Origin of the sequence: Nocardiopsis sp. FR4, assembly GCF_009830945.1 — a bacterium.
In the GTDB taxonomy this organism is placed as follows: domain Bacteria; phylum Actinomycetota; class Actinomycetes; order Streptosporangiales; family Streptosporangiaceae; genus Nocardiopsis.
The window spans coordinates 74629-100626 of sequence record NZ_VWVV01000008.1 but is presented as its reverse complement, the minus strand read 5'-3'; the positions used below and the strand labels follow the sequence as shown (position 1 = coordinate 100626).

Annotated in this window: 24 protein-coding genes and 1 pseudogene; 2 read left to right on the top strand and 23 right to left on the bottom strand. The window is 71.9% G+C overall.

What is annotated here, in order from left to right; genetic code table 11:
* Positions 1-61: 61 nt before the first annotated feature.
* From FYW95_RS09840 to rpsB, 5 genes are all read right to left on the bottom strand, one after another.
* Entirely contained in the window at positions 62-997 is a 936-nt protein-coding gene (locus FYW95_RS09840) for a phosphatidate cytidylyltransferase (RefSeq protein ID WP_159941932.1), read from the bottom strand.
* A gap of 3 nt (positions 998-1000) precedes the next feature.
* Positions 1001-1558 carry a ribosome recycling factor gene (gene frr, locus FYW95_RS09835; RefSeq protein WP_159941931.1) on the bottom strand — a complete coding sequence of 186 codons (558 nt, stop codon included), beginning with the start codon at positions 1556-1558 and terminating at the stop codon, positions 1001-1003.
* 50 nt (positions 1559-1608) lie between these two features.
* Entirely contained in the window at positions 1609-2352 is a 744-nt protein-coding gene (pyrH, locus tag FYW95_RS09830; RefSeq protein WP_159941950.1) for a UMP kinase, read from the bottom strand.
* A 162-nt stretch (positions 2353-2514) separates the two neighbouring features.
* Complete coding sequence (tsf, locus tag FYW95_RS09825) at positions 2515-3351, bottom strand: translation elongation factor Ts (RefSeq protein WP_159941930.1); 837 nt, start codon at positions 3349-3351, stop codon at positions 2515-2517.
* A 112-nt stretch (positions 3352-3463) separates the two neighbouring features.
* A complete protein-coding gene (gene rpsB, locus FYW95_RS09820) occupies positions 3464-4414 on the bottom strand; it encodes a 30S ribosomal protein S2 (protein WP_159941929.1) in 951 nt (316 codons plus the stop codon).
* A 264-nt stretch (positions 4415-4678) separates the two neighbouring features.
* Here rpsB and FYW95_RS28870 point away from each other — a divergent pair.
* Positions 4679-5026, top strand: a pseudogene (locus FYW95_RS28870) (peptidoglycan DD-metalloendopeptidase family protein); the annotation flags it as partial.
* 256 nt (positions 5027-5282) lie between these two features.
* Here FYW95_RS28870 and FYW95_RS09810 read toward each other — a convergent pair.
* From FYW95_RS09810 to FYW95_RS09725, 18 genes are all read right to left on the bottom strand, one after another.
* A complete protein-coding gene (locus tag FYW95_RS09810; protein WP_159941928.1) occupies positions 5283-6152 on the bottom strand; it encodes a tyrosine recombinase XerC in 870 nt (289 codons plus the stop codon).
* 2 nt (positions 6153-6154) lie between these two features.
* On the bottom strand, positions 6155-6511 hold the full coding sequence (locus FYW95_RS09805; protein ID WP_159941927.1) for a RidA family protein: 357 nt from the start codon (positions 6509-6511) through the stop codon (positions 6155-6157).
* A gap of 33 nt (positions 6512-6544) precedes the next feature.
* Entirely contained in the window at positions 6545-7714 is a 1170-nt protein-coding gene (gene dprA / locus FYW95_RS09800) for a DNA-processing protein DprA (protein ID WP_159941926.1), read from the bottom strand.
* A 32-nt stretch (positions 7715-7746) separates the two neighbouring features.
* Positions 7747-9267 (bottom strand): YifB family Mg chelatase-like AAA ATPase, encoded by a 1521-nt coding sequence (locus tag FYW95_RS09795; protein ID WP_160050278.1) that lies wholly within the window; start codon positions 9265-9267, stop codon positions 7747-7749.
* Entirely contained in the window at positions 9267-9632 is a 366-nt protein-coding gene (locus tag FYW95_RS09790) for a YraN family protein (RefSeq protein WP_159941924.1), read from the bottom strand. The genes FYW95_RS09795 and FYW95_RS09790 overlap by 1 nt, the downstream gene beginning before the upstream one ends.
* 114 nt (positions 9633-9746) lie before the next feature.
* Complete coding sequence (locus FYW95_RS09785) at positions 9747-10076, bottom strand: DUF2469 domain-containing protein (protein WP_159941923.1); 330 nt, start codon at positions 10074-10076, stop codon at positions 9747-9749.
* 224 nt (positions 10077-10300) lie between these two features.
* Positions 10301-11176 carry a signal peptidase I gene (lepB, locus tag FYW95_RS09780; RefSeq protein WP_159941922.1) on the bottom strand — a complete coding sequence of 292 codons (876 nt, stop codon included), beginning with the start codon at positions 11174-11176 and terminating at the stop codon, positions 10301-10303.
* Between the two features lie 76 nt (positions 11177-11252).
* Positions 11253-11612, bottom strand: coding sequence for a 50S ribosomal protein L19 (gene rplS, locus FYW95_RS09775; protein WP_159941921.1), 360 nt, complete (start codon positions 11610-11612; stop codon positions 11253-11255).
* Positions 11613-11794: 182 nt separating this feature from the next.
* On the bottom strand, positions 11795-12559 hold the full coding sequence (trmD, locus tag FYW95_RS09770; protein WP_159941920.1) for a tRNA (guanosine(37)-N1)-methyltransferase TrmD: 765 nt from the start codon (positions 12557-12559) through the stop codon (positions 11795-11797).
* Between the two features lie 11 nt (positions 12560-12570).
* Complete coding sequence (rimM, locus tag FYW95_RS09765) at positions 12571-13083, bottom strand: ribosome maturation factor RimM (RefSeq protein WP_159941919.1); 513 nt, start codon at positions 13081-13083, stop codon at positions 12571-12573.
* Positions 13084-13206: 123 nt separating this feature from the next.
* Positions 13207-13449, bottom strand: coding sequence for an RNA-binding protein (locus FYW95_RS09760; RefSeq protein WP_073704564.1), 243 nt, complete (start codon positions 13447-13449; stop codon positions 13207-13209).
* Position 13450: 1 nt separating this feature from the next.
* The gene (gene rpsP, locus FYW95_RS09755; RefSeq protein WP_159941918.1) at positions 13451-13906 is read right to left on the bottom strand and encodes a 30S ribosomal protein S16; all 456 of its coding nucleotides are present in this window, start codon (positions 13904-13906) and stop codon (positions 13451-13453) included.
* A gap of 372 nt (positions 13907-14278) precedes the next feature.
* Entirely contained in the window at positions 14279-15880 is a 1602-nt protein-coding gene (ffh, locus tag FYW95_RS09750; RefSeq protein ID WP_159941917.1) for a signal recognition particle protein, read from the bottom strand.
* A 182-nt stretch (positions 15881-16062) separates the two neighbouring features.
* Complete coding sequence (locus tag FYW95_RS09745; protein ID WP_159941916.1) at positions 16063-17271, bottom strand: LolA-like protein; 1209 nt, start codon at positions 17269-17271, stop codon at positions 16063-16065.
* 400 nt (positions 17272-17671) lie between these two features.
* Complete coding sequence (locus FYW95_RS09740) at positions 17672-19009, bottom strand: ammonium transporter (protein ID WP_159941915.1); 1338 nt, start codon at positions 19007-19009, stop codon at positions 17672-17674.
* Between the two features lie 454 nt (positions 19010-19463).
* Positions 19464-20648 (bottom strand): signal recognition particle-docking protein FtsY, encoded by a 1185-nt coding sequence (ftsY, locus tag FYW95_RS09735; protein ID WP_159941914.1) that lies wholly within the window; start codon positions 20646-20648, stop codon positions 19464-19466.
* Positions 20649-20746: 98 nt separating this feature from the next.
* Positions 20747-21781, bottom strand: coding sequence for a FecCD family ABC transporter permease (locus tag FYW95_RS09730; RefSeq protein ID WP_159941913.1), 1035 nt, complete (start codon positions 21779-21781; stop codon positions 20747-20749).
* 1 nt (position 21782) lies between these two features.
* Entirely contained in the window at positions 21783-22724 is a 942-nt protein-coding gene (locus FYW95_RS09725) for an ABC transporter substrate-binding protein (protein ID WP_159941912.1), read from the bottom strand.
* 597 nt (positions 22725-23321) lie between these two features.
* Between FYW95_RS09725 and FYW95_RS09720 the strand changes: the two genes are divergently transcribed.
* Positions 23322-25973: a S8 family serine peptidase gene (locus FYW95_RS09720; protein WP_159941911.1), complete on the top strand. Its 2652-nt coding sequence runs from the start codon at positions 23322-23324 to the stop codon at positions 25971-25973.
* Positions 25974-25998 lie beyond the last annotated feature (25 nt).

Sequence of the window (25998 nt, the reverse complement as noted above, 5' to 3'; positions counted from 1 at the left end):
CCGCCCGGACCATCCCCGCCCCGCCGCGGGGCGGGACGGACCGGGGGTCCGCCCCGCCGCGCTACAGCAGGAGGCTGAGCACCATCCACACCACGGGACCGGCGATCAGCAGCGAGTCCAGGCGGTCCATGAGGCCGCCGTGTCCCGGCATGAACCGGCCCATGTCCTTGACGCCGAGGTCGCGCTTGAACAGCGACTCGATGAGGTCCCCCACGGTGGCGGCGAGCACGACCGCCAGGCCCAGGACCACGCCGACCCACCAGGGGCCGTCCAGCATCAGCACCACGCACAGCGCCCCGGCCACGGCGCAGCCGACCACGGAGCCGCCGAAGCCCTCCCAGGTCTTGTTGGGGCTGATCACCGGGGCCATCTTGTGCCGTCCCAGCAGGATCCCGGCGAAGTAGCCGCCGATGTCGCTGGAGATCGTCACCACGATGAACGTGACCAGGCGGTACTGCCCGTCCTCGGGGTGCGAGACGAGCAGCAGCCACGTCCCCAGCAGGAACGGCAGGTACACCAGGGTGAACAGGTTCGCCGCCGCGTCGGCCACGAACCCCTCCGTACCGCCGCGCAGCCGCCACACCAGCGTCAGGATCGCGGTCAGCGCGGTGGCCCCCACCAACCAGTCGGTCCCGCCGAAGTAGGCGGCGACCTGCATGCCCACCCCGCCCGCCGCCAGCGGCGCCAGGGCCAGGCCCATGCCCTTTCCGGCGAAGGCCCGATTGACCTCCCGAAGCCCGATCAGCACCGCCAGGGAGGTGATGACCGTGAACAGCTGGGGCCAGGGGAAGATCGAGAAGAACACGAGTGCGCCCAGGGCGCACCCGCTGGCGATGGCCACCGGGAGGTTGCGGCCGGTGCGCACCGGCTCACCCCCCGGTTTGTGCAGCACGAAGCGCTGACCGGCCGTGTCGGAACCGTCGCGCGGCCCCTCGTCAGGTCTGTGCTCGGGCGAGCGGTCATCGCCTCCGGAGCCGCTGGCGGAAGGAAGGGTCACCGACTAAACCTCGAGCAGTTCCGATTCCTTGTGCTTCAGCAGCTCGTCGACGGACGCGACGTACTTCGAAGACAGCTCGTCCAGCTCCGCCTGGGCGCGGTGCGCCTCGTCCTCGCCGACCTCCCCGGCCTTGACGGCCTTCTCGAAGGTGTCCTTGGCACGGCGGCGGATGTTGCGGATCGAGACCTTGCTGTCCTCGGCCTTGGTGCGCGCGACCTTGACGTACTCCTTGCGGCGCTCCTCGGACAGCTCGGGGAACACCACGCGGATGACCTGGCCGTCGTCGGACGGGTTCACGCCGAGGTCGCTGTTGCGGATGGCGTTGATGATCTGCGTACGGGAGTTGACGTCGAACGGCGAGATGACCACCATGCGCGGTTCGGGAACCGAGAAGGAGGCCAGCTGGTTGATCGGCGTCGGCGCACCGTAGTAGTCGACGGTGACCCTGTTGAAGGTCGCCGGGGTGGGGCGGCCGGTGCGGATCGTGGCGAAGTCCTCCTTCGCGACGACCACGGCCTTCTCCATCTTCTCCTCGGCCTCGAGGAGGGTCTCTTCGATCATGTGGGCGCTCCCGGTTCGGACTGTGGTGTTCTTGCTTCGCGGGGGTCGACTCAGGCGGGGGTCGGCCCGACGATGGTGCCGATCTTCTCACCGCGCACCGCGCGCAGGATGTTGCCCTGGCTCATCAGGTCGAACACGACGATGGGCAGCCCGTTGTCCATGCACAGGCTGACCGCGGTGGCGTCCATGACCTTGAGTCCGCGGGTGAGGACCTCGTTGTAGTTGAGCTTGTCGAACTTGACCGCGTCGGGGTTGCGCTGGGGGTCGGAGTCGTAGACACCGTCCACCTGGGTGCCCTTGAGGACCGCCTGCGCGCCGATCTCCAGCGCGCGCTGGGCGGCCGTGGTGTCGGTGGAGAAGAACGGGGCGCCCAGACCGGCGCCGAAGATGACCACGCGGCCCTTCTCCAGGTGGCGGACGGCGCGGCGCGGGATGTAGGCCTCGGCGACCTGGCTCATGTGGATGGCGGTCTGCACCCGGGTGTCCACGCCGAGCCGCTCCAGGAAGTCCTGCAGGGCCAAGCAGTTGATGACGGTGCCGAGCATCCCCATGTAGTCGGCGCGGCCGCGCTCGATGCCGCCCTCGGTGAGCTGGGCGCCGCGGAACATGTTGCCGCCGCCGACGACCACGGCGACCTGGATGCCCTCGGAGACCGCCTCCGCGATGGACTCGGCCACGTACTGGACGACCTCGGGGTCGATACCCAGCCCTCCCCCGCCGGCGAACGCCTCACCGGAGAGTTTGAGCATGACGCGCTTCCACCCGGTGTCGTGCATGGCGGTTTCGGTGCTCATCGCTTCGTTCACGGCCTGTAGCCTCCCTTGTCGTCCCCGAGCGGCACAGGGTCCCCCGAGTGCTCCTGCCGCGGGCCGGGCCGTCGTACGCCCGAACCCGCCCCATATCCACCGAAGGTGCCGGGGAGCAGTCTCCCCGGCACCTCCATCATCTCAAAGCTCTCAGGCCTGGCCGACCTTGAAGCGAACGAAGCGCTTGACGGTCACGCCCGCCTCGTCGACGACCTTCTGGACCGTCTTCTTGTTGTCCTTGACGAACGGCTGGCCGAGCAGCGTCACGTCCTTGAAGAAGCCGTTGAGGCGGCCCTCCACGATCTTGGGGATCGCCTGCTCGGGCTTGCCCTCCTCGCGGGTGGTCTGCTCGGCGATGCGGCGCTCGTTCTCCACGACCTCGGCCGGAACCTCGTCCCGGTCGATGTACTGCGGGGCCAGCGCGGCGATCTGCTGGGCGAGGTCGCGGCCGACCTCCTCGTCCGCCTTGTCCAGCTCGACCAGGACGCCCATGGTGGGGGGCAGGTCCGGGTCGGACTTGTGGAGGTAGCTGGCGACGTGGGCGCCCTCGAACTTGGCGAAGCGGCGGAACTCCAGCTTCTCACCGATGATCGCGCTCTTGCCCTCGATGAAGGCCTGCAGGCTCTTGCCCGGCTCGATCTCGGCGGCGGCGACCGTGGCGAGGTCGTCGCTGTCCTGGGCGGCGACGAAGTCGGCGACCTGGTTGGCCAGCGCGATGAACTGGTCGTTCTTGGCGACGAAGTCGGTCTCGCAGTTGAGCTCGACCAGCGTGGCCTTGCCCTCGGACTCCTGCTTGAGGACGACCATGCCCTGGGCGGCGGTGCGCTCGGCGCGCTTGCCGACGTCCTTGGCACCCTTGACGCGCAGGGCCTCGACGGCCTTGTCGAAGTCACCCTCGGCCTCGGTCAGGGCCTTCTTGCAGGCCATCATGCCCGCGCCGGTCATGTCGCGCAGCTTCTTGACGTCCGCGGCGGTGAAGTTCGCCATTCTCGGATTCCCTTGTGGAGAGTCTGTACGGAAAGTGGAGCGGTTCCGGCGGCGCACCGTCGCCGCCCCTCCGTAGTCGGCGGGGCGGCGACGGTGCTGTGACGCACGGGCTTTACTCGGCCTCGGGAGCCTGCGCGGGCGCGTCGGCCGGGGAGTCGGCGGGGGCGGCCTCGGCCGGGGCCTCGGCGGCGACCTCGTCGGCCGGAGCGACCTCGCGGGTCTGCTCGGGGGCCTGCTCGGCGGCGGCCTCGGCGGACCCGGCCGTGGTCTCGGCGGCGGCCTCGCCCTTGCCCTCCAGCAGCTCGCGCTCCCACTCGGCCAGCGGCTCCTCGGCGGCGGCCTTCTGCTCGCCGGTGCCCTCGGCGGCGCCGGAGCGGGCCATCAGGCCGTCGGCGACGGCGTCGGCGACCACGCGGGTGAGCAGGCTGACGCTGCGGATGGCGTCGTCGTTGCCCGGGATCGGGTAGTCGACCTCGTCCGGGTCGCAGTTGGTGTCCAGGATGGCCACCACCGGGATGTTCAGCTTGCGGGCCTCGCTGATCGCGATGTGCTCCTTCTTGGTGTCCACGATCCACACCGCGCTGGGCACGCGGGACATGTCGCGGATACCGCCGAGGGTGCGCTCCAGCTTCTCCTTCTCACGGCGGAGGTTGAGCAGCTCCTTCTTGGTGAGCGAGGAGCCGGCGACGTCGTCGAAGTCGATCTCCTCCAGCTCCTTGAGGCGCTGCAGCCGCTTGTGGACGGTGGAGAAGTTGGTGAGCATGCCGCCCAGCCAGCGCTGGTTGACGTAGGGCATGCCGACGCGGCGGGCCTGCTCGTCGATGGCCTCCTGCGCCTGCTTCTTGGTGCCGACGAACAGGACGGTGCCGCCGTGGGCGACCGTCTGCTTGACGAACTCGTAGGCGCGGTCGATGTGCGCCAGCGACTTCTGGAGGTCGATGATGTAGATGCCGTTGCGCTCCGTCAGGATGAAGCGCTTCATCTTCGGGTTCCAGCGACGGGTCTGGTGCCCGAAGTGGACGCCGCTCTCCAGGAGCTGGCGGGTTGTCACGACTGTGGCCATGACCGGTCCTCCTTGCGGTGGCGGAGAGGGACTCTCCGCCTTCGGTTGTTCCTGACGCCCCGGCCGTACCGCCGCACCGGAAGGGGTGCGGACCGAGGGCACGGCCCCTCACGGAGGAGGCTCGTGGACGTGCGTATTGTGATCGGCCCGACGGGCCACAGATGATTCTATCCTCAGTCGGGAATACCCAGGACGTGCGGCGGTTGTCCCCAGGCTCCGGTTCCCCCTGGTGGACCCGCCGCACCCCGCGCCACCCTGGGAAACATGCCCCTCCTCGTCCTCCTCCTGGCCCTCGCCCTCCCGCACCCCGCGCCCGCCGACTGGCGCTGGCCGGTGGAGCCCGCCCAGGTCCTGCGCCCCTTCGACCCGCCCGAACACCCCTGGCTGCCCGGCCACCGCGGGGTGGACATGGCCGCCGAGCCCGGCCAGGAGGTGTACGCCGCCGGTCCCGGCCGGGTGCTCTTCGCGGGCGCCGTGGCCGGAACGCCCGTGGTGAGCGTGAGCCACGGCACGCTGCGCACCACCTACCTGCCGGTGGAGTCCGCCCTCGCCCGGGGCGACCCGGTCGCCGCCGGGGAACCCCTGGGCACCCTCGCCGCCGACCCCCTCCACTGCCGCGGCCGCCCCTGCCTGCACTGGGGTCTGCTCCGCGGCACGGAGTACCTGGACCCCCTCGCCCTCCTCGGCCGGGGCCGGGTGCGCCTACTGCCCCTGGGGCCGGCCGCCCACCCTCCCCCGCCGTCCCCGACGCCCGGGGCAGACGGTGTACCGCCTCCGGCCGAGCCGCTCCCGACGGCGGCGGCCGGGCCGGTGGGTGCGGCGGCACCGTCCTCCGGCGGCACCCGGTCCGGCCGGGCGTGTGCGTGCGTCAGGCGCGGGGGTGGGCCCGGCGGTAGGTGTCGCGCAGGCGCTCCACCGACACGTGCGTGTAGACCTGCGTGCTGCGCGGGCTGGCGTGGCCCAGGAACTCCTGCACGCTGCGCAGGTCGGCGCCCCCGTTGAGCAGGTGGGTGGCCGCGCTGTGCCGCAGGTCGTGCGGGGCGGCGTCCGCGCCCGCGGCGCGCAGGTGGGCGTGCACGTCCTCACGGGCCTGGCGGACCCCCAGGCGTCCGCCCCGGACACCGAGGAACAGCGCGGTCCCGCTGGCCGGGCCCGCCATCTCCGGACGGCCGCCGGACAGCCAGGCGTCCAGGGCCGCCAGTGCCGGGTCGCCCACGGGAACCGTGCGCTCCTTGGAACCCTTGCCCAGGACCCGCACGGTGGCGCGCTCGCGGTCCACGTCGGCCAGGTCCAGGGAGCACAGCTCGGCCACCCGCACGCCGGTGGCGTAGAGCACCTCCACCACCGCGCGGCGGCGCAGGTCGGTGGGGGTCTCGGCGGGGGCCCGCGACAGCGCGTCGGCGGCCTGCCGTTCGTCGAGCACCGTGGGCAGGGACCGCTGTTGGGCGGGGCTGGCCAGGCGGGGGCCGGGGTCGGCGGCCAACACCCCCTCGCGGTGCAGGAACCGGGTGAGGGCGCGCACGGAGGCCACCCTCCGGGCCACCGTGGCCCGACTCGCGCCCCGGTCGCGGGCCCGGGACAGCCAGGCGCGGACCAGGGGCACGTCGAGGTCCTCCGGTGACCTGCCCCGTGACTCCAGATAGGCCAGGAGCGAGCGGACGTCGGCGAGGTAGCCGCGCACGGTGTGCGGTGAGCGGCCCAGCTCCCCCGACAGGTGGGCGGCGAAGCGGTCCAGCACGGCTACTCCCGCGGCGGCAGGCAGGCGATTCCGTCGACCTCCACGAGGAAGGTGGGGTCGACCAGGCCGCTCACCTCGACCAGGGAGGCGGTCGGGCGCGTCCCCTCGGGCAGACAGGCGACCAGGGCGTCGCGGAACTCGTCGAGGTCGGAGACGTGCCGCAGGTAGTAGGTGAGCTTGACCAGGTGCCGCAGGCCCGCGCCGTGACGGGCCAGCACCTCCTCCAGGTTGCGGAAGACCTGGCGGGTCTGCCCCGCGACGTCTCCGGCGATCTCCCCGTCGGGCCCCTCGGGGGTCTGTCCGGAGACGAACAGGAGCGGTCCGTCCGCCACCAGGGCGTCGCTGTAGGGTTTGGCCATGGCGACACCGTACCCACAAGGGCGGTGGCCCTATCAGCGCGGCAACCTCCATCCCGACGCGCAGCGCTCCACCATCCCCGCGGCGGCCAGCAGGCCCAGGGAGCGCATGGCGACCTCCAGGGACACACCGCTGGCCACGGCGATGACGGCCGGGCCCGCCCCGGTCCGGGGCACCGCGTCCAGCACCCGGGCGCTGTCGGGGTCGAGGTCGGCGCGCACCCGCAGCGGGCCCGGACCGGGCGGAACGGCGTCCAGCGGTCCCACCTGGGCGACCACGTCCTCCGCACAGGTGACGCAGCCCGCCTGCCACTCCCGCAGGAGCAGGTGGCAGCCCGCCGACAACGCGGAGGTGACCGGGCCGGGGACCGCCATGAGCACCCGGTTGAGCTCGGCCGCGTGCGAGGCGGTGTTGAGCGCCCCGCTGCGCAGTGCCGCCTCCACGACCACGGTGCCCGGGGTGAGCGCCGCGATCAGCCGGTTGCGGACCAGGAAGTCCGGAGCGCGGGGGGCGGTGCCCACCGGGCGCTCGCTCACCAGCACGCCGGTGCGGGCCACCTCGGCGAACAGGCCCGCGTGTCCGCGCGGGTAGTCCACGTCCAGCCCGCAGGCCAGCACCACGACCGTGCTGCCCGCCGCCGCGGCGGCCCGATGCGCGGCCCCGTCGATGCCGTAGGCGCCTCCGGAGACCACCACCACGGCGCTCTCCGCGAGGTCGTAGGCCATGGTCGATGCCACGTGTGTGCCGTAGGACGTGGCCGCACGCGCGCCCACCACGGCCACCGAGCGCAGGCACAGGTTGCGCAGGTCCCCCCGGCCGCGGACCCACAATCCGTGCGAGCGGCGTCCGCCGGGCAGGTCCAGCTGGTCGAGCCGCCCCGGCCACTCGGGGTCCTCCGGGGCCACGAACCGGATCCCGGCCGCCGCCGAGTCGGCGAGGAGCCCGTCGGGGTCCACCCGCCCGGCGGCCGTGCTCCAGGTGCGCCAGCGGCGGCGCAGCATGTCCGCCACCTCCGGCGGGGGTTCCTGGTCCTCCCCGGCGGGCACCGGCGGCGGGGGCGCTCCCGCCGCCAGCTCCGCCCACACCCGGGCGGCCCCGTGCTCGGCGAGCATCGCCCCCAGCCACGGGTCCCCCGGCGGTGCCACCGCGGTCAGGCAGGCCCGCGCCCGGGCGTCGGCCTCCCCCTCGCTGTCGCGCCTGCCCATGCCGCCCCTCCCGTCTCCCGCTCCCGCCCCGGTCACCAGGCACGCCCCGACCACAGGGCGAAGGCGTAGGCCACGTCCTCCTCGCCGGGCCGCTCACGACCGGCCAGGTCGGCGAGCGTCCAGGCCACCCGCAGGGCGCGGTCCACCCCCCGGGCGCTGATCTGCCCGAGGTCCATGGCACGGCCGAGCACGCGCAGCGCGGCGGGCTCCACCGGGAACTCTCGGCGCAGCCGCGCTCCGGGTACGGCCGCGTTGGTGGTCCACGGGGTGTGCGCGAGCCGCTCGGCGGCGCGGGCCCGGGCCTTGCCCACCCGGGCCGCGACCACCTCGGAGGACTCGGCGAAGGCGCGGTCGGCGAGGAGTTCGGCCCGGGACACCGGCTGCAGCTCGACCTTGAGGTCGATCCGGTCCAGCAGCGGACCGGAGAGCCGGGACAGGTAGCGGCGCCGCTCCCCCGACGGGCAGGTGCACAGGGTGCCGGGTTTGGCGCAGGGGCAGGGGTTGGCCGCCATGACCAGCTGGAAGCGGGCCGGGAAGGTGACCGTGGAGGAGGCCCGGGCCAGGACGACCTCGCCGCGTTCCAGGGGTTCGCGCAGGGAGTCGAGCACTCCGCGGCCGAACTGGGGCGCTTCGTCGACGAAGAGGACGCCGCGGTGGGCCTTGGACACCCAGCCGGGGGCGGGGCAGCCGCTGCCGCCGCCGATGATCGAGGCCCGGCTGGAGGTGTGGTGCGGTGCGGCGAAGGGCGGAACGGTGACCAGGGGCGACCCGGGCGGCAGGATGCCCGCCACCGAGTGGATGGCGGTGGCCTCCAGCGCCTCGGCGGGGCTGAGCGGCGGCAGGACCGTGGGCAGCCTCTCGGCGAGCAGGCTCTTGCCGGTGCCCGGCGGCCCCAGCATCATGAGGTTGTGGCCTCCGGCGGCGGCGATCTCCACCGCGCGGCGCGCCACCGGCTGGCCGAGCACGTCAGCCAGGTCGGGCCCCTGGTCGCGGGGCTCGCGCGGCCGGGGCGCGTACTCCTGGGGCTCCTCCGGCAGGAGTTCCCCGCGCAGCCAGGCGCACAGGTCGGTGAGGCTGTCCACCGCGGTGACCTCGACGTCGGGTACGAGCCGGGCCTCGGCGGCGTTGCCCCGCGCGACCACGAACCTGCGGTAGCCCTGCTCGGCCGCCGACACCACGGCGGGGAGGACCCCGAGCACGGGCCGGGCACGTCCGTCCAGCCCGAGCTCGGCGATGAGGACGGTGCCCTCCAGCCGGTCCGCCGGGACCCCGCCCGAGGCGGACAGGACCGCGCCGGCGATGGCCAGGTCGAACAGGCTGCCCGCTTTGGGCAGGCTGGCCGGGGACAGGCTGATGACGATCTGGCCGCTGGGCCACTCCTCACCGCTGTTGGCCACGGCGGCGCGGATCCGGTCCCGGGCCTCGCGCAGCGCGGCGTCGGGCAGCCCCACCAGGGTCACCCCGAAGTCGCCGCCGCCCAGGTGCACCTCCACCTCGACGATGTGCCCCTGGACCCCGAGCAGGGTGATGCAGTGGGTGCGGGCGAGGGTCATCACGTGAGCCCCCGCTCGTGGGAGACGAACACTCGCCCGCCGCGGAGCAGGACGCAGACCCCGTCCACCCGCAGGGGGCGGGCCCGGACCCGGTGCCGCTCGGCCCAGTCGCGGCCCAGGCGGCGCAGGCGGCGCCGTTTGGCCGGGGTGATGGCCTCCCCGGGGTGCCCGTGCCTCAGGGAGGTGCGGGTCTTGACCTCCGCCACGACCAGTACGGGGCCGTCCCTGGCCACGATGTCGATCTCCCCCGCGGGGGTGCGCCAGTTGCGGGCGAGCACCCGCATTCCGGCGCGCCGGAGGAAGGCCACGGCGAGCTCCTCGCCACGGCCGCCCAGTGTCCGTCGGTACTCGGCCCAGCGGTCCAAGGTCGACCACCTCCCGATACCACGGTCGGTGATCGCACCCCGCCGCACCAGGGCCGGTCGCGGCCTGTGGACAACCGGGCCGGGGTCAGCCCGGGTCGCCGCCCCCGGCGGGGGTCAGCTCCGGTCACCGCCCTCGGCGGGGGGCATCTCCAGGTCGGCCTTGGTGATCTCCTCGACGTTGACGTCCTTGAACGTCACCACGCGGACGTTACGGACGAACCGGGCCGGACGGTACATGTCCCAGACCCAGGCGTCCTCCATCACGACCTCGAAGTACATCTCCCCGTTCTCGGTCGAACGCGGCTGGAGGTCGACGTGGTTGGTGAGGTAGAAACGCCGCTCGGTCTCCACCACGTAGCTGAACAGACCGACGACGTCCCGGTACTCGCGATAGAGCTGGAGCTCCATCTCGGCCTCGTACTTCTCCAGGTCCTCAGAACTCATCCACGTGCTCGCTTTCGTCGCACTCTCCGGTCGTGTGAGCCGGTCCCCTCTTCCTGGACACCGCTGCCGCGGGGGTCGCTCCCGGGTCGGCGGCGGTCCCGCGCGTCGGGGTACGCCACCACGCTCCAGACCCATCATGCGTCACGGGAGGGACCTGTGTACTCCACCGGGCGGATTTCCTTCGGTGAATCGGTCACCGTGACGGCCCGTCCGCGCACGGCCGCTCACCCGTCGGCGGCGTTGAGTTCGTCGAAGGCCTCCGGGACGCTGAGCGGTCCGGCCTGGCTGAAGGGCCAGATCACCACGAAGGCGCGGCCCACCACGTGGTCGATGGGCACCGCGCCGCCGCCGGGGTTGTTCTGGTTCAGCCGCGAGTCGGAGGAGATCGCCCGGTGGTCCCCCATCAGCCACAGGTGCCCCTCGGGCACCTCGATCGGCCCGAACTCGGTGTGGCTGGCCACGCTGCCCGGGTAGAGGTAGGCCTCCTCCTCCAGGGGGACGCCGTTGACCAGGACGCGGTTCTGCTCGTCACAGCACTCGACGGTGTCGCCGGGCAGGCCGATGACCCGCTTGATGTACTCCTTGCCGGTGGGAGCCGCCCCGAGCTGCTGCTGCACCCAGGTGAACCCCCGCGCGACCGGGTTGGTGGGCTCGGGGACCACCACGGTGTTGGGGTCGTCCCAGGAGCCGTCGCCGTCGAAGACCACGACCTCGCCGCGCTCGATGTCGCGGATCTGGTAGACGACCTTGTTGACGAGCACGCGGTCGCCGACCAGCAGCGTGTTCTCCATGGACGTGGAGGGGATGTAGAAGGCCTGCACCAACCAGGTCCTGATCACGAACGCCAACACCAGGGCGATCACGATCAGGATGGGCAGCTCCTTCCAGAACGACCCCTGCTTCTCGCTGCTCTGGGACTTGCTCATCTGGGCGTCCGCCTTCTCCTCCGGCTCCGGGACACCGGCTTCGGAGACACCACTGGCTCCCGTGGGCTCATGCCCACGGGAGCCAGTGGCGGAGCTGTGCTCCTCCGGGCCGGGCCGGGCGGAATCCTCGTCTTGGGACCCGTCCGCGGCGAGGTCCCTGTCGTCTTTGCTCATCGTGCCGAAGCCTATCCTGACTGTCCCTGGGGAGCGCAGGGTTTCGGCCCGTGGAAGACGGGTGGAACGGTCCCGACTACTTGGCGACGGGCTCGCGGCGCTCGCGGATGCGGGCGGCCTTCCCGCGCAGGTCGCGCAGGTAGTACAGCTTGGCGCGACGCACACGGCCGCGGGCGGCGACCTCGTACTTCTCGATGGCCGGGGTGTGGATCGGGAAGGTGCGCTCCACGCCCACGCCGTAGCTCACCTTGCGGATGGTGAAGGTCTCGCGGTTGCCCGAACCCTGGCGGCGGATGACCACGCCCTTGAAGACCTGGACACGGGTACGGTTGCCCTCGGTCACGCGCACGTGCACGTTGAGGGTGTCACCCGGACGGAACTCCGGGACGTCGGAACGCAGCTGGGCCTTCTCCAGCTCCTGAATGGCGGTGTGCATCTCGCGAATCCTCATCGATAGCGCTCCGCGCCCCGTCCCCGGGGGGAGGGGTGCGCGGGCGAGGGACCTACACGGGTCTGAACTGTCGAACCGCCCGGATGACCGTCACAGAGGCCGACGTCGTACCGCCGGCATGCGGATGCCGCCGGTCATCAAGGGGAACCCACCCAGTTTGCCACATCTCAGGTGGCGTCTCGAACGGCCTCCTCGGCCAGGACCTCCCGGTCACGCCGGTCCAGGGCTCCTTCGGGCAGGGCGCCGAGCAGGTCGGGGCGGTTGCGCGCGGTCTTGCGCAGCGCCTGGTCGCGGCGCCAGCGGTCCACGGCCCCGTGGTTGCCCGACAGCAGCACCGGCGGGACCTCCCGGCCGCGCCAGGATGCGGGCTTGGTGTAGACCTCGCCCTCCACCAGGTTCTCCATGCCGCCGGAGGCGAAGGAGTCCTGCACGGCGGACTCGGTGTTGCCCAGTACGCCCGGGAGCAGGCGGGTGATCGCCTCGACCATGACCAGCGTGGCGGACTCGCCGCCGTTGAGCACGTAGTCGCCGATGCTGACCTCCTCGACCGGCATCCGCAGCGCGGCGTCCGCCGCGACCCGCGAGTCGATGCCCTCGTAGCGGCCGCAGCCGAAGACCAGCCGCTCCTCCTTGGCCAGGCGCTCGGCGTCGGCCTGGCGGAACGGGCGGCCACTGGGCGTGGGCAGGATGAGCCGGGCGGGCCCCTCCCCCACCACCTCGTCGAGGGCCTCACCCCACGGCTCGGGCTTCATGACCATGCCGGGGCCGCCGCCGTAGGGGGTGTCGTCCACGGTGTTGTGCCGGTCGTGCGTCCAGGCGCGCAGGTCGTGCACGCGCACGTCGAGCAGGCCGGACGCGCGGGCCCTGCCGATGAGGGACAGGTCCAGGGGGCCGAAGTAGTCAGGGAAGATGCTGATGATGTCGATGCGCACGGGGCGCCCCTTCAGTCGGCGAGGTCGAGCAGGCCGGGCGGGGGGTCCAGCACGATCCGGCCGCCCGCCACGTCGACCTCGGGGACCAGCGCGGCCACGAAGGGCACGAGCACCTCACCGCCCCCGGGCGTGGTGAGGACCAGCAGGTCCTGCGCGTGGTGGAGGACGTCCTCCACGGTACCGACCGGCTCACCCCCGGTGGTGACGGCGGCCAGGCCGATGAGTTCATGGTCGTGGAACTCGTCCGGGTCGTCCAGGGGCGCGATGTCCGCGGAGTCCACGTACAGGGTGGTGCCGCGCAGGGCCTCGGCCGCGTCGCGGCCGGTCACGCCCTCGAAGCGGACCAGCAGGCGGCCGCTGTGGCGGCGGGTCGAGGCGACCGTCAGCGGGCCGGTCTCGGCCGGGTCGGTCTCCAGCACGGCGCCGTCGGCGAACCGCGCGGCGGGGTCGTCCGTGCGCACGTCGACGGCGACGTCGCCGCGGACGCCGTGTGCGCGGCCGATCCGGCCGACAACGAGTCGCATGGGAACTCCCGGTTCTTGTGCCCGTCCCCGACGGGACGGATGAAGAGAACAGTGCCCGGGACGGAGGTCCCGGGCACGGCTACGGGGCGCCGACCGCGAACGGTCGGCGCCCCCAGAGGCGCGTCAGCGCACTTCGTGTAGGTCCAGCAGGTCCACGCGGACGTAGCGGCCCCCGGCCAGGGAGCCGATGACGGTCCGCAGCGCCTTGGCGGTGCGGCCGTTGCGGCCGATCACCTTGCCCAGGTCGTCGGGGTGGACCCGGACCTCCAGGACTTTGCCCTTGCGGAGCCTCTTGGCTCTGACCTGGACATCGTCGGAGTTCGCAACGATCCCCTTCACGAGGTGCTCAAGCGCCTCTTCAAGCACGTCAGGCCTCGCCCTCGGACTTCTCAGTCTCGGCGGTCTCGGCGGGCTTGTCCGCCTTGTCCGCCTTCTTCTCGGACTTCTTGGCGGTCTTCTTGCCCTCGGACCCGGGGAGCACGAGCTCCTTCAGAGCGGCCTGGAAGGCGGCTTCCTTGGCCTCGGGGTCCTTGGCCTCGGCGACCTGGAGCGGAGCCGGGGCGGGCAGGCCCTTGAACTTCTGCCAGTCACCGGTCTTGCGCAGGAGGACCTTGACCGCGTCGGAGGGCTGGGCGCCCACGGACAGCCAGTACTGGGCCCGCTCGGAGTCGACCTCGATGAGGCTCGGGTGCTCCTTGGGGTGGTACTTGCCGATCTCCTCGATCGCCTTGCCGTCACGCTTGGTGCGGGCGTCGGCGACGATGATGCGGTACTGGGGCGTACGGATCTTGCCCATACGCTTGAGCTTCAGTTTGACAGCCACTGGAGTGGTCTTCTCCCGATTAACGGTGTGGTGCGCCCTTCGGTGAGACCGCGTGGGGTTGCGGCCCCCGGCGGGACGAGACGTGGGTGGCGGGCTAGTTAGAGGGCCGGCCCGTCACCGTTAGTCGACTACTCATTGTGCCAGACGCGGACGGGTTCCCTGGACACGACACCGGCGGGTTCCGGGGGCGGCCCGTCCCCGGAACGTGGACGGGCCGCCCGGCCCGGTCTCCCGGGTCGGCCAGCGGCTCACCGGCGAGGGCGAACCTGGCGGGCCCGAGGGCCCGCCCGCGTCGGGGACGCGGGCGTCTGGCGGCGCCACAGGCATGATAGCGCCGCACCCGGAACCCGGCCGCTCTCGTCCGCCCCGGGGCTACTTGTCCTTGGGAAGCCTGAAGTTCGACAGGTCGGGCATCTTGGGGCCGCCGAACCCGGGCGGGAGCGTCGGCTGGCCGCCGCCGCCCAGGCCCGGAGGCAGCTGCGGCATCTGCTGCTGGCCGCCCTCCTCCTGACGGCGCTGGCGCTCGGCGGCGCGTTCGGCCTCCTGCTGGCGGGCCTTCATCGGGTTGCCGCTGCGCTGCTTGCCCTTCCTGGCCTTCTTGGTCTGGGCCTTGGCCTTCTTGCGGTTGGCGCCGCCGCCCATGCCCGGCATCCCCGGCATCCCGGGCATGCCGCCGTTCTTCATCTTGCGCATCATCTTCTGCGCCTCGAAGAAGCGGGTGACCAGGCCGTTGACGTCGCTGACCTGCGTACCCGAGCCGTTGGCGATGCGCAGGCGGCGCGAGCCGTTGATCATCTTGGGGTTGGCGCGCTCGGCCGGGGTCATCGACTGGATGATCGCCTGGATGCGGTCCAGGTCCTTGTCGTCGATGTTGTCGATCTGCTCCCGCATCTGCCCCATACCGGGCATCATGCCGAGGAGGTTGCCGATCGGGCCGAGCTTGCGGACCATCGACATCTGCTGGAGGAAGTCGTCCAGCGTGAAGTCCTCGTCCGAGGCCATGGTCGAGGCCATCTTCTCGACCTCGGCCTCGTCGAACGTGCGCTGCGCCTGTTCGATGAGCGTGAGCACGTCACCCATGTCCAGGATGCGCGAGGCCATCCGGTCGGGGTGGAAGAGGTCGAAGTCCTCCAGCTTCTCGCCGGTGGACGCGAACATGATGGGGCGGCCGGTGATGTGCCGGATGGACAGGGCCGCGCCGCCGCGGGCGTCGCCGTCGAGCTTGGTGAGCGCGACCGCGTCGTAGCCCACGCCGTCGAGGAAGGCCTGGGCGGTGTTGACCGCGTCCTGGCCGATCATCGCGTCGACGACGAAGAGGATCTCGTCGGGCTGGACCGCGTCGCGGATGTCCGCGGCCTGCCGCATCATCTCGCTGTCCACGCCGAGACGGCCGGCGGTGTCGATGATGACCACGTTGTGGTTGTTGCGGCGGGCGTGCTCGACGGACGCGCGGGCCACCTCGACCGGGTCGCCGACGCCGTTGCCGGGCTCGGGCGCGAACACGGGGGTCCCGGCGCGCTCACCGACCACCTGCAGCTGCGTGACCGCGTTGGGGCGCTGCAGGTCGGCGGCGACCAGCAGGGGGGTGTTGCGGTCGGCGGCCAGCCACCGGGCGAGCTTGCCCGCCAGCGTGGTCTTACCGGCGCCCTGCAGACCCGCGAGCATGATCACGGTCGGCGGGGTCTTGGCGAAGCGGATCTGCCGGGTCTCGCCGCCGAGGACCTCGACCAGTTCCTCGTTGACGATCCTGATGACCTGCTGTGCCGGGTTGAGGGCCTTGGAGACCTCCTCGCCCCGCGCGCGCTCCTTGATCCTGGAGATGAACTCCCGGACCACCGGCAGCGCGACGTCTGCCTCCAGCAGCGCGAGACGGATCTCCCGCGCGGTCGCGTTGATGTCCTCCTCGGACAGGCGCCCCTTGCCGCGCAGCGAGGAGAAGACCGATGTCAGCCGGTCGGAAAGCGTCTCGAACACGAGTGTGGCCAGTCCTTCGTCTCGGAATTGGTCTCCCAGCCTACCCGCCCAGTATCACCCGGGAGTATCGCGAGGCGACCGGGCCCCGGGCGCGCGGGCGTCCCCGGCGCGGGAGGGCGGGCGCCGGGGCCGGCGCACGGGAGGGGCGGGGACGCGCCTCCCCGCCCCTCCCGCCGCGGCGGTCAGTTGCCGCCGTCCTCGCCCTCCTCCTCGGCGGAGGGCGAGCCGCCGCCCGACAGGGTGGCCTCGCGCTGCTCGTCCAGGGTGGTCAGCATCTTCTCCTGCTGGGCGTCGGTCAGCCCGATCGTGGAGAGCTTGGCCTCGGCCCCGACCTGGTAGGACTTCGGGTCGGCGCTGGTGATGTCGTAGTTGGCGCTGCACGACAGGTCCAGGCTGCCGCCCGCCTCCAGGTCGCCGGTGTCGCTGCAGGTCTGCTCGCCGATGTCCTCGTTGCTGAAGGTCACGTCCATGCGCACGGTGACCGTGCCGGTGCCGTTGCCGCTCGCATCGTGCACGGTGCCCGACCAGGTGCAGTCGGGACCGTCCTCGCAGGACATGTCGGGGCTTCCGTCCCAACCCACCTCGATGCGGGCGTCCCGGGCGCCGCCGAGGTCGCCCTCGGCTGCGGCGGTGACCCCGTCGTAGAGCTCCTCGATCGCGGCGGTGCCGGCCTCGGCCAGGTCCAGGCGGACCTGCGGGCCGCTCTCGGCGCCCTCGGGCACGAGCTCCTCGATGGCGATGCGCTGGATCTGCCCGGTCTCGGCGTTGATCCACACCTGGTTGCGCTCACCCGCCAGGTCGATCCGGTGGGTGAGGGTGCCGTCCAGGTTCTCCTCGGCGGCCTCGTCCGACTCCAGCTCGATGCCCTCCAGGATGGCGGACAGCTCGGCCGGGACCAGGGTGGCGCTGGGGTCGAACCCCGCCTGGGCGGCGGAGGCGCGCACCCAGTTGCCGTCGTAGTCGTCGAAGTCGGGACCGAAGACGCCCTGGTCGAGCCAGAAGTCCTCGGGGGCGCGCAGGAACAGCAGGCCGTCCGCGCTGATCAGCTCGGCCTCGACGCCGTTGGCGCGGATCGTGCCGCTGGCCGTGCCGGAGTCGGCCACGGTCAGCGAGGCGTCGCGCACGTCGGCGGAGCCGACGCTCTCGGCGACCTGGCCGGTGGCGGTGAGCGCCGGGTAGGCGGCCAGGTCGGCCAGGGCCTCCTCCATGAGCGGGGCCGCGGGGACCGTCTCGGCGGGCTCGGTGGTGGGCTCCTCCTCGGCCTCGCCCCCCGGACGCAGGCTGCTGAGGTCGATGGAGCATCCGGCCAGTCCGAGCGCGAGGACCGCGCCCGCGGCGGCGAGCGCTCTGCGCCCGCGCCTGCGACCCCTGATCTGATTAACCGGCGCCATCTTGCCTCCTGACCCCGACCTGCGGGGCACTGTACGAATCAGCGTGGTTTCCGGGTGGGCGGCGGAAGGAAGAGTCCGGGCTCCGACCCGTTCGTGGCGTGGGATGCGGGTGCGCGACTCCCGGTTGCGTGCCGTGTCCCTGCGGGGAGGGAGCCGGGACGGTTCCGGGTCGGAATCCGTCCCCCGGCGGGGCGCCTCCGCGCCCGCGCTCTGTCGCCGCACCGCCCAGAAAGGGTATCGAACCGACGCACAGGTCATGGCCAATACGGGGCCATAAATGACCACATATGGAACGAAAGGTTCCCGAACACAAGAACGGGGCTGACGGGATCACTCCCGTCAGCCCCTGGAACACCTCACCGCGTCAACGGCGCAAGGCCCGCGGCCTCGACGCTGAGGCCTAGGCCTTGGCCTGCGGCGAGGCCGTCTCCCCGCCCGGAGGCGTCGGCGAGGAGACCGCTTCTGCTTCCGCCTCCAGCTCGTCCAGCTCGTCGAAGGCGTAGGCGGACTCGGCGTGCAGCTCGTGGTCGAGCCCGTTGGTCTCGACCTCCTCCGGGATACGGAAGCCCACGGCCAGGTCGATGACCTTGGCGATGACCCACGTCACGATGAAGGAGTAGGCCATGACGCCGACGACCGCGATGGCCTGGACGGCCAGGAGGCCGAAGCCGCCGCCGTAGAGCAGGCCGTCGGCGCCGCCCGCCACCTCGGCGGCCACCAGGCCCAGGACGAGGGAGCCGAGGATGCCGCCCACCATGTGGATGCCCACGACGTCGAGGGCGTCGTCGTACTTGAACTTGAACTTCCAGCTGATGGCGTAGGCGCAGACGGCACCGGAGAGGACGCCGACGGCGATCGCGCCCATCGGGGTGACGTTCGCGGCGGCCGGGGTGATGGCGACCAGGCCCGCGATGGCGCCTGAGGCGAAGCCGAGGGCGCTGACCTTGCCGTAGCGGAAGCGCTCGACGAGCATCCAGGAGGCCGTGGCGGCGGCGGTGGCGACCTGGGTGTTGACCAGGGCCAGTGCGGCGGTGCCGTCGGCGGCGTAGGCGGAGCCGGCGTTGAAGCCGAACCAGCCGAACCACAGCAGTGCGGCGCCCAGCAGGACGAACGGGAGGTTGTGCGGGCGCATCGACTCCGAGCCGAAGCCCTTGCGGCGGCCCAGGACGAAGGTCAGGGCCAGTGCGGCGGCACCAGCGTTGATGTGGACCGCGGTACCGCCGGCGAAGTCGATGACCTCGTAGCCGCCGATCGACAGGCCGCCGATCCAGCCGCTGCCCCAGACCCAGTGGGCGACGGGGAAGTAGACCAGGAGCGCCCAGACCGGGGCGAAGAACAGCCACGCGCCGAACTTGGCGCGGTCGGCGATGGCGCCGCTGATCAGGGCCACGGTGATGACCGCGAACATCATCTGGAACCCGGCGTCGACCAGGAGCGGGTAGCCTCCGCCGCCCTCGCCGTCCATGGGCTCGATCTCACCGATGAGGCTGGACAGGCCCAGGTACTCGAAACCGCCGACGAAGGGGTCGAGCGGACCGCCGTCGGAGTAGGTGAGCGAGTGGCCCACCAGGACCCAGAGCACGCTCACGACCGCGATGCTCGCGAAGCTCATCAGCATCATGTTCAGCACGCTCTTGGCCCGCGACATGCCTCCGTAGAAGAAGGCCAGGCCCGGGGTCATGAGCATCACGAGAGCGGCGCTGATCAGCAGCCACGTCGTGTTGCCGGAGTCAATCATTACGTCGCCTCCATAGGACGGACGGGGGATTGTCTGTGAGGGCGGCGGTCAGCGAGCGCATCATCGGGCCCGATGCAGAACACCACGCAGGACACTGTCTGGCGGGGGTGTTTCTCTTCTGGGCCCGACATGTTGCGCGGGCGTAAAAGGACAGACAGCAGTGTTAAGGAGGGATGAACCGAAGCCCCAGGGCTCGCGAACGCACGTGCACCGGCACAGAGCGACCCCCGTCACATGAACGGAAGGGGCCACCGTGAACACGGAGCGTGACATCTCACGGCCGCCGCGGGGGCTCGGTCAGGTGTGCGCCCCGGGTGTTGCGCCGGAGTTTCGGGAACGTGTCGGGCGTCACCCCCGTCGCGACCTCCGTGTACACCCCCGTCACAGACGGGGGGACGCACGAACGCGGCCGGGCACCCGTGGGGGTGCCCGGCCGCGCCGTCGGGGTCCGCGCTCAGTCCTGGGACAGGATCGCGTCCACGAAGACCTCGGGGTCGAAGGGCGCCAGGTCGTCGGGGCCCTCGCCCAGTCCGACCAGCTTGACGGGCACGCCCAGCTCCCGCTGGACCTGCACGATGATCCCGCCCTTGGCGGTGCCGTCCAGCTTGGTCAGCGCGATACCGGTCACGTTCACGACCTCGCCGAACACCCGCGCCTGGCGCAGGCCGTTCTGCCCGGTGGTCGCGTCCAGGACCAGCAGGACCTCGTCGACCTGGGCCCGCTTCTCCACGACCCGCTTGACCTTGCCCAGCTCGTCCATCAGGCCGGTCTTGGTGTGCAGGCGCCCCGCGGTGTCGATGATGACGGTGTCGGCGCCGTCCTCGACGCCCCGGGAGACGGCGTCGAAGGCCACGCTGGCCGGGTCGGCGCCCTCCTCCCTGCGCACGACCGGGGCGCCCACGCGGCTCCCCCAGGTCTGGAGCTGCTCGCTGGCCGCCGCGCGGAAGGTGTCGGCCGCGCCGAGCACCACGCTGCGGCCGTCGCCGACCAGGACGCGGGCCAGCTTGCCGGTGGTGGTGGTCTTGCCGGTGCCGTTGACCCCCACGACCATGATCACGGCCGGGCGGTCGCCGTGCGGCTCGGTGCGCACGGTGCGGTCGGTGTCGGTGGTGATCTGCGCGAGGAGCTCCTCGCGCAGCAGGGCGCGCACCTCGTCGGGGCCGCGGGTACCGAGCACCTTGACCCGTGTGCGCAGGCGCTCCACGATCTGCGCGGCGGAGGTCACGCCGATGTCGGCGGTGATGAGGGTGTCCTCGATCTCCTCCCAGGCGTCCTCGTCCAGGGAGTCGGAGGAGAGCAGGTTGAGCAGGCCCTGGCCGAAGGAGCTCTGCGAGCGGGCCAGCCGCGCGCGCAGGCGGACCATCCGACCGGCGGAGGGGGGCGGGGTCTCCAGCTCCGGCTCGGCGGGCCGGACGGCCTCCTCCACCGGCGGCGGCGCCTGGGCGGGAGGCCCGGTCACGGTTCCCGGATCCCGTTCCCGGTCCTGGACGGCGGTCGCCCCCGCGGACCCCCCGGGGGTCTCGGGCCGTTCCTCGTCCTTGCCCGGTTTGACCGAGCTCTGGGTCCTGACCAGGAAGAATCCGCCGGCGGCCAGCAGCACGACGGCGATGATGATGGCAACGAGCAAGGTGATGTCCATAGCGCCACCCAGTCTCGCAGAGTGCGCGACGCGTTCGCGTCACGGGCCGGGGGCGCGCCGGGAACGGCCGGTGGAACAGCGCTGACGGGGCAGGGGGCTCAGGTGCCGCGGTGGCGGGTGGTGCGCAGGATGAGCACGAAGAAGGGCGCGCCGAGGAAGGCGGTGACCACGCCGATGGGGAGTTCGGCGGGGGCGACCAGGGTGCGGGCGACGATGTCCACCAGGACCATGAAGGCGCCGCCGAGGAGCACGGTGACGGGCAGGATCGCCCGGTAGTTGGAGCCCACCAGGCGGCGCACGACGTGCGGGACGACGATCCCGACGAAGCCGATCAGGCCGCTGACCGAGACGGCGGCGGCCGTGGCGAGGGAGGCGGCGCCGATCACGACCAGGCGCACGGCGGCCGGGTTCAGGCCGAGGCTGACCGCCTTGTCGTCGCCCAGGGCGAGCATGTCCAGTAGGTAGCCGCAGGCCAGCAGCACGAGCAGTGCGACCGCCGCGTAGGGCCAGACCAGGCGCACGTCGTCCCATCCGCCGCCGCCGATCCCGCCGAGGAGCCAGGAGAAGATGCGCTGGAGCTGGTCCACGCCCATCTGCTGCACGAGGGTCTGGGCGGCGGAGAGGAAGGAGGAGACGGCCACGCCCGCCAGGACCAGCGAGGCCGTGCCGCCTCCTCCCGCGGTGGCGCCGAGCAGGTAGGCGGCGGCCACCCCGAACAGGGCGCCCAGGAAGGCGGCCACTGGGACCAGGGCGCGAGGGGAGTCGCTGAACTGCGCGCCGAAGACGATGACCAGGGTCGCGCCGAGCCCGGCCCCGGCGGCGGCGCCGAGCAGGAAGGGGTCGGCCAGGGGGTTGCGGAACACCCCCTGGTAGGCGCCGCCGGCGGTGGCCAGGAGGGCGCCCACGAGCACGCCCATGACCACGCGGGGCAGGCGCAGCTGCACGAGCAGGGCCTCCTGCCGCTCGGTCAGCGGTGACTCGACGCCGAGCGGCAGGAGGCTGAGCAGGTGGCGGGCGATGTCGGCCGCGGACAGGGAGGCCGCGCCCGCGGAGACGCCCAGGAGGACGGCCGCGGACAGCGTGACCAGCCCCGCCGCGAACCATCCGGCCGACGGGCCGGCACCGCCGCGCACGCTACTCGCCCGCGTTCTCGACGACGGCCTGGCCCACGAGCTCGGCGAACTCGACCACGCGCGGTCCCCAGCGGGAGGCGATGTCGGCGTCGAGGAGGTAGACGGCGTCGTTCCTCACCGCGGTGACGGTGTCGAAGGCCGGACGTGCGGCCACGTCGGCGACCGCGGACTCGTCGCCGTAGGACAGGAAGATCAGGTCCGGATCCTCCTCGACGATGTACTCCCGGGACAGCTGCGGGTAGCCGCTCCCGTCCTCGTCGGCGGCGTCGGCGATGTTCTCCAGTCCGAATGCGGCGTAGACCTGGCCCACGAAGGTGGCCGAGGTCGCGGAGTAGGAGGTGTCGTCGAGCTCCTGGTAGAAGGTCAGATCGACCTCGCCGACCTGTTCGCGCACGTCCTCGACGACCGCGTCGAAGTCGCTCTCCACCCGCTCGGCCTCGGCGTCGGCCTCCTCGGCGTGGCCGGTGGCCTCGCCGAGCAGGCGGATCTGCGCGTAGGTGTCCTCCAGGTCCGCGGCGGCGTCCAGGACCAGGGCGGGGATGCCCAGGGACTCCAGCTGGTCGGCGGTCTCCTCGGCGCTGCGGGCGAGCAGGACGAGGTCGGGGTCGTACTCGCTGATCGCCTCCACGTTGGGCTCGAAGCCGCTCAGCTCGGTGGTCGGGGCCTCCTCCGGGTAGGTGGAGTACTCGTCGACCGCCTCGACCTGGTCTCCGGCGCCGATGGCGAAGAGCATCTCGGTGTGGCTGGCCGACAGCGAGACGATCCGCTCGGGGGCCTGCTCGATGGTCACCTCGCCGGTGGCGTCGGTGACGGTCACGGGGAAGGCGCCCTCACCGGCGGCGGGCTCGTCGGTGTCGGGGGAACCGCTGTCCGGAGCGCCGCAGGCGGTCAGGGCGAGCGCGGCTCCGAGGAGTGCGAGGGGAATGCGGCGTGCGGTGCGCACGGTGCTCCTTCGTGGCGGGGGAAGGAGCACGGGTCCGGGCGGGGACGGCCTGTCCTTCCCACGAGGACGGGGACGTCGGTGTCGGGCAGGCGACCTGGCTCGTCCCCGGGCGGGGCTCCACAGTTGCGGGACAGCGCCGGGTTCGGCGGCCAGCGGCCGCGGTACCGGACTTCGCTCCCTCGACACCGGACGGGCCGCCCGCGGGCGGTCCGTCCCGTCCAGCGTACTCGGCCCGTCGCGGGCTGCCCGGGTACCCCCGGGGCTACGCTGGCCTGCGGATTCGTCGGAGTGTCAGCCTCGGTACAGCTCAGCTTTCCCTCACCTTTTTGCGTGGTTAATGACGAAAAAAGAAGATTGCCCGTTTCGTGGAAATATGACAATGGGCAGAGTCAATGTCCCGCTATGTGGCCGGATTGAGTCTTGGTGAACATTGACACGTTCATGGCGCAGCGCAATGATCTCGTTGCTATGCGCGCCGACTAACCGAGTACGGACATGAAGCGGCGTATCCCCCCGAACGCCACAGTCGTACCCGGTGGAATACCCCCGCTCCCCCGATGTCCCGCGGCGCGCACCGAGAAGGGATGTGTTGACAAGGTGGCACCCCACCGAACGCGCCTGGCCCCCCTCGCCGGGTTGACACTCATGGCGGGCCTGGTCGCGGCCACACCGGCAAGCGCCGACGAGTCCTCCGAACTCGCCCCCCTGTACCCCGCCCCCTCCGCCGAGAACGGCGAACTGACCCACCAGGCCGCCGGCCTGTGGTTCATCGAACTGGAGAGTCCTCCCACCACCGACGGCTCCTCCGAGACCGCGGTGGCCGAGGAACAGGAGGAGTTCCGGGCCGAGGCCGAGGAGTACGGCCTGGAGTACACCGAACGGCACGCCTTCCGCGACCTGTGGAACGGCCTTTCCGTGGAGATGGACGACGCCCAGGTCGGCACGGCGCGGGAGATCCCCGGCGTCAAGGCCCTGCACCCGGTCGTCTCCTTCCGGATCCCCGAGACCGAGGACAGCGCGCCCGACCTGGACACCGCGCTGCCCATGACCGGTTCCGACATCGCGCAGAACGAGCTGGGCCTGACCGGCGAGGGACTGCGGGTGGCCATCATGGACACCGGCGTGGACTACACCCACCCCGACCTGGGCGGCGGGTCCTTCCCCAACGACCGCGTGGTCACCGGGCACGACTTCGTCGGCGACGACTTCAACGCGGGCGTCCCGGGCTCGGAGCCCGTCCCCGACGACGACCCCCAGGACTGCAACGGACACGGCACGCACGTGGCCGGGATCGTGGGCGCCGAGGGCGAGGTCACCGGCGTGGCCCCCGGCGTGGAGTTCGGCGCCTACAAGGTGTTCGGATGCACCGGCTCCACGACCTCCGACATCATGATCGCCGCCATGGAGCGGGCCCTGGACGACGGCATGGACGTGCTCAACATGAGCATCGGCTCCGCCCACTCCTGGCCGCAGTACCCCACCGCGGTCGCCTCCGACAACCTCGTCGACGAGGGCATGGTCGTGGTCGCCTCCATCGGCAACTCGGGTGACACCGGCCTGTACTCCGCGGGCGCGCCCGGCCTGGGCGAGGACGTCATCGGCGTGGCCTCCTTCGACAACACCCACATCCAGGCCGCCTCCGTGAGCGCCAACCCCAGCGGCGAGACCCTGGCCTACATGGAGATGGGCGGGGCCGCCGAGCCGCCCACCTCCGGTGAGACCGACGAACTCGTCTACATCGGGCGGGGCTGCACCTCCCTGGGCGACACCCTGGAGGGCGACCCCGAGGGCAGGACCGCGCTGATCGTGCGCGGCGCCTGCACCTTCGCCGAGAAGTACGAGACGGCCCTGGCCGCGGGCGCCACCGGCGTGGTCGTGTACAACAACGTCGCGGGCATGTTCGCGGGCGGCGGCATCGTCGACCAGGGCGCGTTCGCCATCGGGATCTCCGACACCTCCGGGGCCCACCTGCGCGAGCTGCTGGAGGGCGACGAGCCCGTCACCCTGACCTGGACCGGCGAGAACACCACCGTTCCGAACCCCACCGGCGGCCTGATCAGCTCCTTCAGCTCCTTCGGGCTGTCCCCGGACCTGAGCCTGAAGCCGGACATCGGCGCCCCGGGCGGTCTGATCAACTCCACCTACCCCATGGCCAAGGGCGGCTACGCCACCATCAGCGGCACCTCGATGTCCTCCCCGCACGTGGCGGGCGGTGTCGCGCTGCTGCTCCAGGCCCGTCCCGACCTGGACGCGCACGAGGTCCGCGACGTCCTGCAGAACAGCGCCGACCCCAAGGCCTGGTGGGGCAACCCCGACCTGGGCTTCCCGGACAACGTGCACCGTCAGGGCGCGGGCATGCTCGACGTGCCCGGCGCGGTGCTCGCCACCACGAGCGTGACCCCCGGCAAGCTGTCCCTGGGCGCCACCGAGGGCCCCGTGACCGAGACCCTCACCGTCACCAACACCGGTGACGAGGAGACCGTCTACGAGCTGGGCCACGAGGCCGCCCTGGGCACCCACGGCAGCACCTACACCCCCGGCTACAACAGCTCCTTCGCCGAGGTGTCCTTCAGCACCGACAAGGTGACCCTCGCCCCCGGCGCGTCGGCCGAGGTCACGGTCACCGTCACCCCGCCCGCCCGGGACTTCACCCAGATGATCTACGGCGGGTACGTCACCGTGGGCGAGGCGGACGGCCCCGCCTACCGGGTCCCCTACGCCGCCTACAACGGTGACTACCAGGAGATCGAGGCGATGACCCCGATCACCGACGGCTCCGGCGAGACCCACGACCTGCCGTGGCTGACCAGGATCACCGACTGCGGCGCCTTCTCCGGCCTGGAGTGCGCCAGCTCCGACGGCGGCACCTTCGAGAACCAGCCCGAGGGCGCCACCTACACCATGGAGTGGGTCGACGGCCTGCCGGACGTGCCCTACGTCATCGCCCACTTCGACCACCACGTCACCAAGCTGGAGATGGTCGTCGTCGACGAGCGCACCGGACGCCCGGTGCACCCGCACCGCAACATCGGCGTGTCGGTGGACCACGTGCACCGCAGCGCCACCGGGACCTCGTTCTTCAGCTACCCCTGGGACGGCACGGTCGTGGACCGCCACGACAAGATCAAGCCGGTCAAGGACGGCCGGTACCGCCTGGAGGTCCGCGCGCTGAAGGCGCTCGGCGACCCGGACAACCCCGAGCACTGGGAGACCTGGACCTCTCCGGTGATCACCATCGCGCGCGGCTGACCCCGCGCCCGTACCGGGGCCGTCC

Bases quoted from the DNA above. Each gene is read 5' to 3' on its own strand.
- rpsB (WP_159941929.1), bottom strand. From the start codon at position 4,414: ATGGCCACAGTCGTGACAACCCGCCAGCTCCTGGAGAGCGGCGTCCAC.
- ftsY (WP_159941914.1), bottom strand. From the start codon at position 20,648: ATGGACATCACCTTGCTCGTTGCCATCATCATCGCCGTCGTGCTGCTG.
- rplS (WP_159941921.1), bottom strand. From the start codon at position 11,612: ATGCACACCGCCATTCAGGAGCTGGAGAAGGCCCAGCTGCGTTCCGAC.
- FYW95_RS09745 (WP_159941916.1), bottom strand. From the start codon at position 17,271: ATGGCGCCGGTTAATCAGATCAGGGGTCGCAGGCGCGGGCGCAGAGCG.
- dprA (WP_159941926.1), bottom strand. From the start codon at position 7,714: ATGGGCAGGCGCGACAGCGAGGGGGAGGCCGACGCCCGGGCGCGGGCC.
- frr (WP_159941931.1), bottom strand. From the start codon at position 1,558: ATGATCGAAGAGACCCTCCTCGAGGCCGAGGAGAAGATGGAGAAGGCC.
- tsf (WP_159941930.1), bottom strand. From the start codon at position 3,351: ATGGCGAACTTCACCGCCGCGGACGTCAAGAAGCTGCGCGACATGACC.
- FYW95_RS09740 (WP_159941915.1), bottom strand. From the start codon at position 19,009: ATGATTGACTCCGGCAACACGACGTGGCTGCTGATCAGCGCCGCTCTC.
- rimM (WP_159941919.1), bottom strand. From the start codon at position 13,083: ATGCGACTCGTTGTCGGCCGGATCGGCCGCGCACACGGCGTCCGCGGC.
- FYW95_RS09805 (WP_159941927.1), bottom strand. From the start codon at position 6,511: ATGGCCAAACCCTACAGCGACGCCCTGGTGGCGGACGGACCGCTCCTG.
- FYW95_RS09785 (WP_159941923.1), bottom strand. From the start codon at position 10,076: ATGAGTTCTGAGGACCTGGAGAAGTACGAGGCCGAGATGGAGCTCCAG.
- FYW95_RS09795 (WP_160050278.1), bottom strand. From the start codon at position 9,267: ATGACCCTCGCCCGCACCCACTGCATCACCCTGCTCGGGGTCCAGGGG.
- lepB (WP_159941922.1), bottom strand. From the start codon at position 11,176: ATGAGCAAAGACGACAGGGACCTCGCCGCGGACGGGTCCCAAGACGAG.
- pyrH (WP_159941950.1), bottom strand. From the start codon at position 2,352: ATGAGCACCGAAACCGCCATGCACGACACCGGGTGGAAGCGCGTCATG.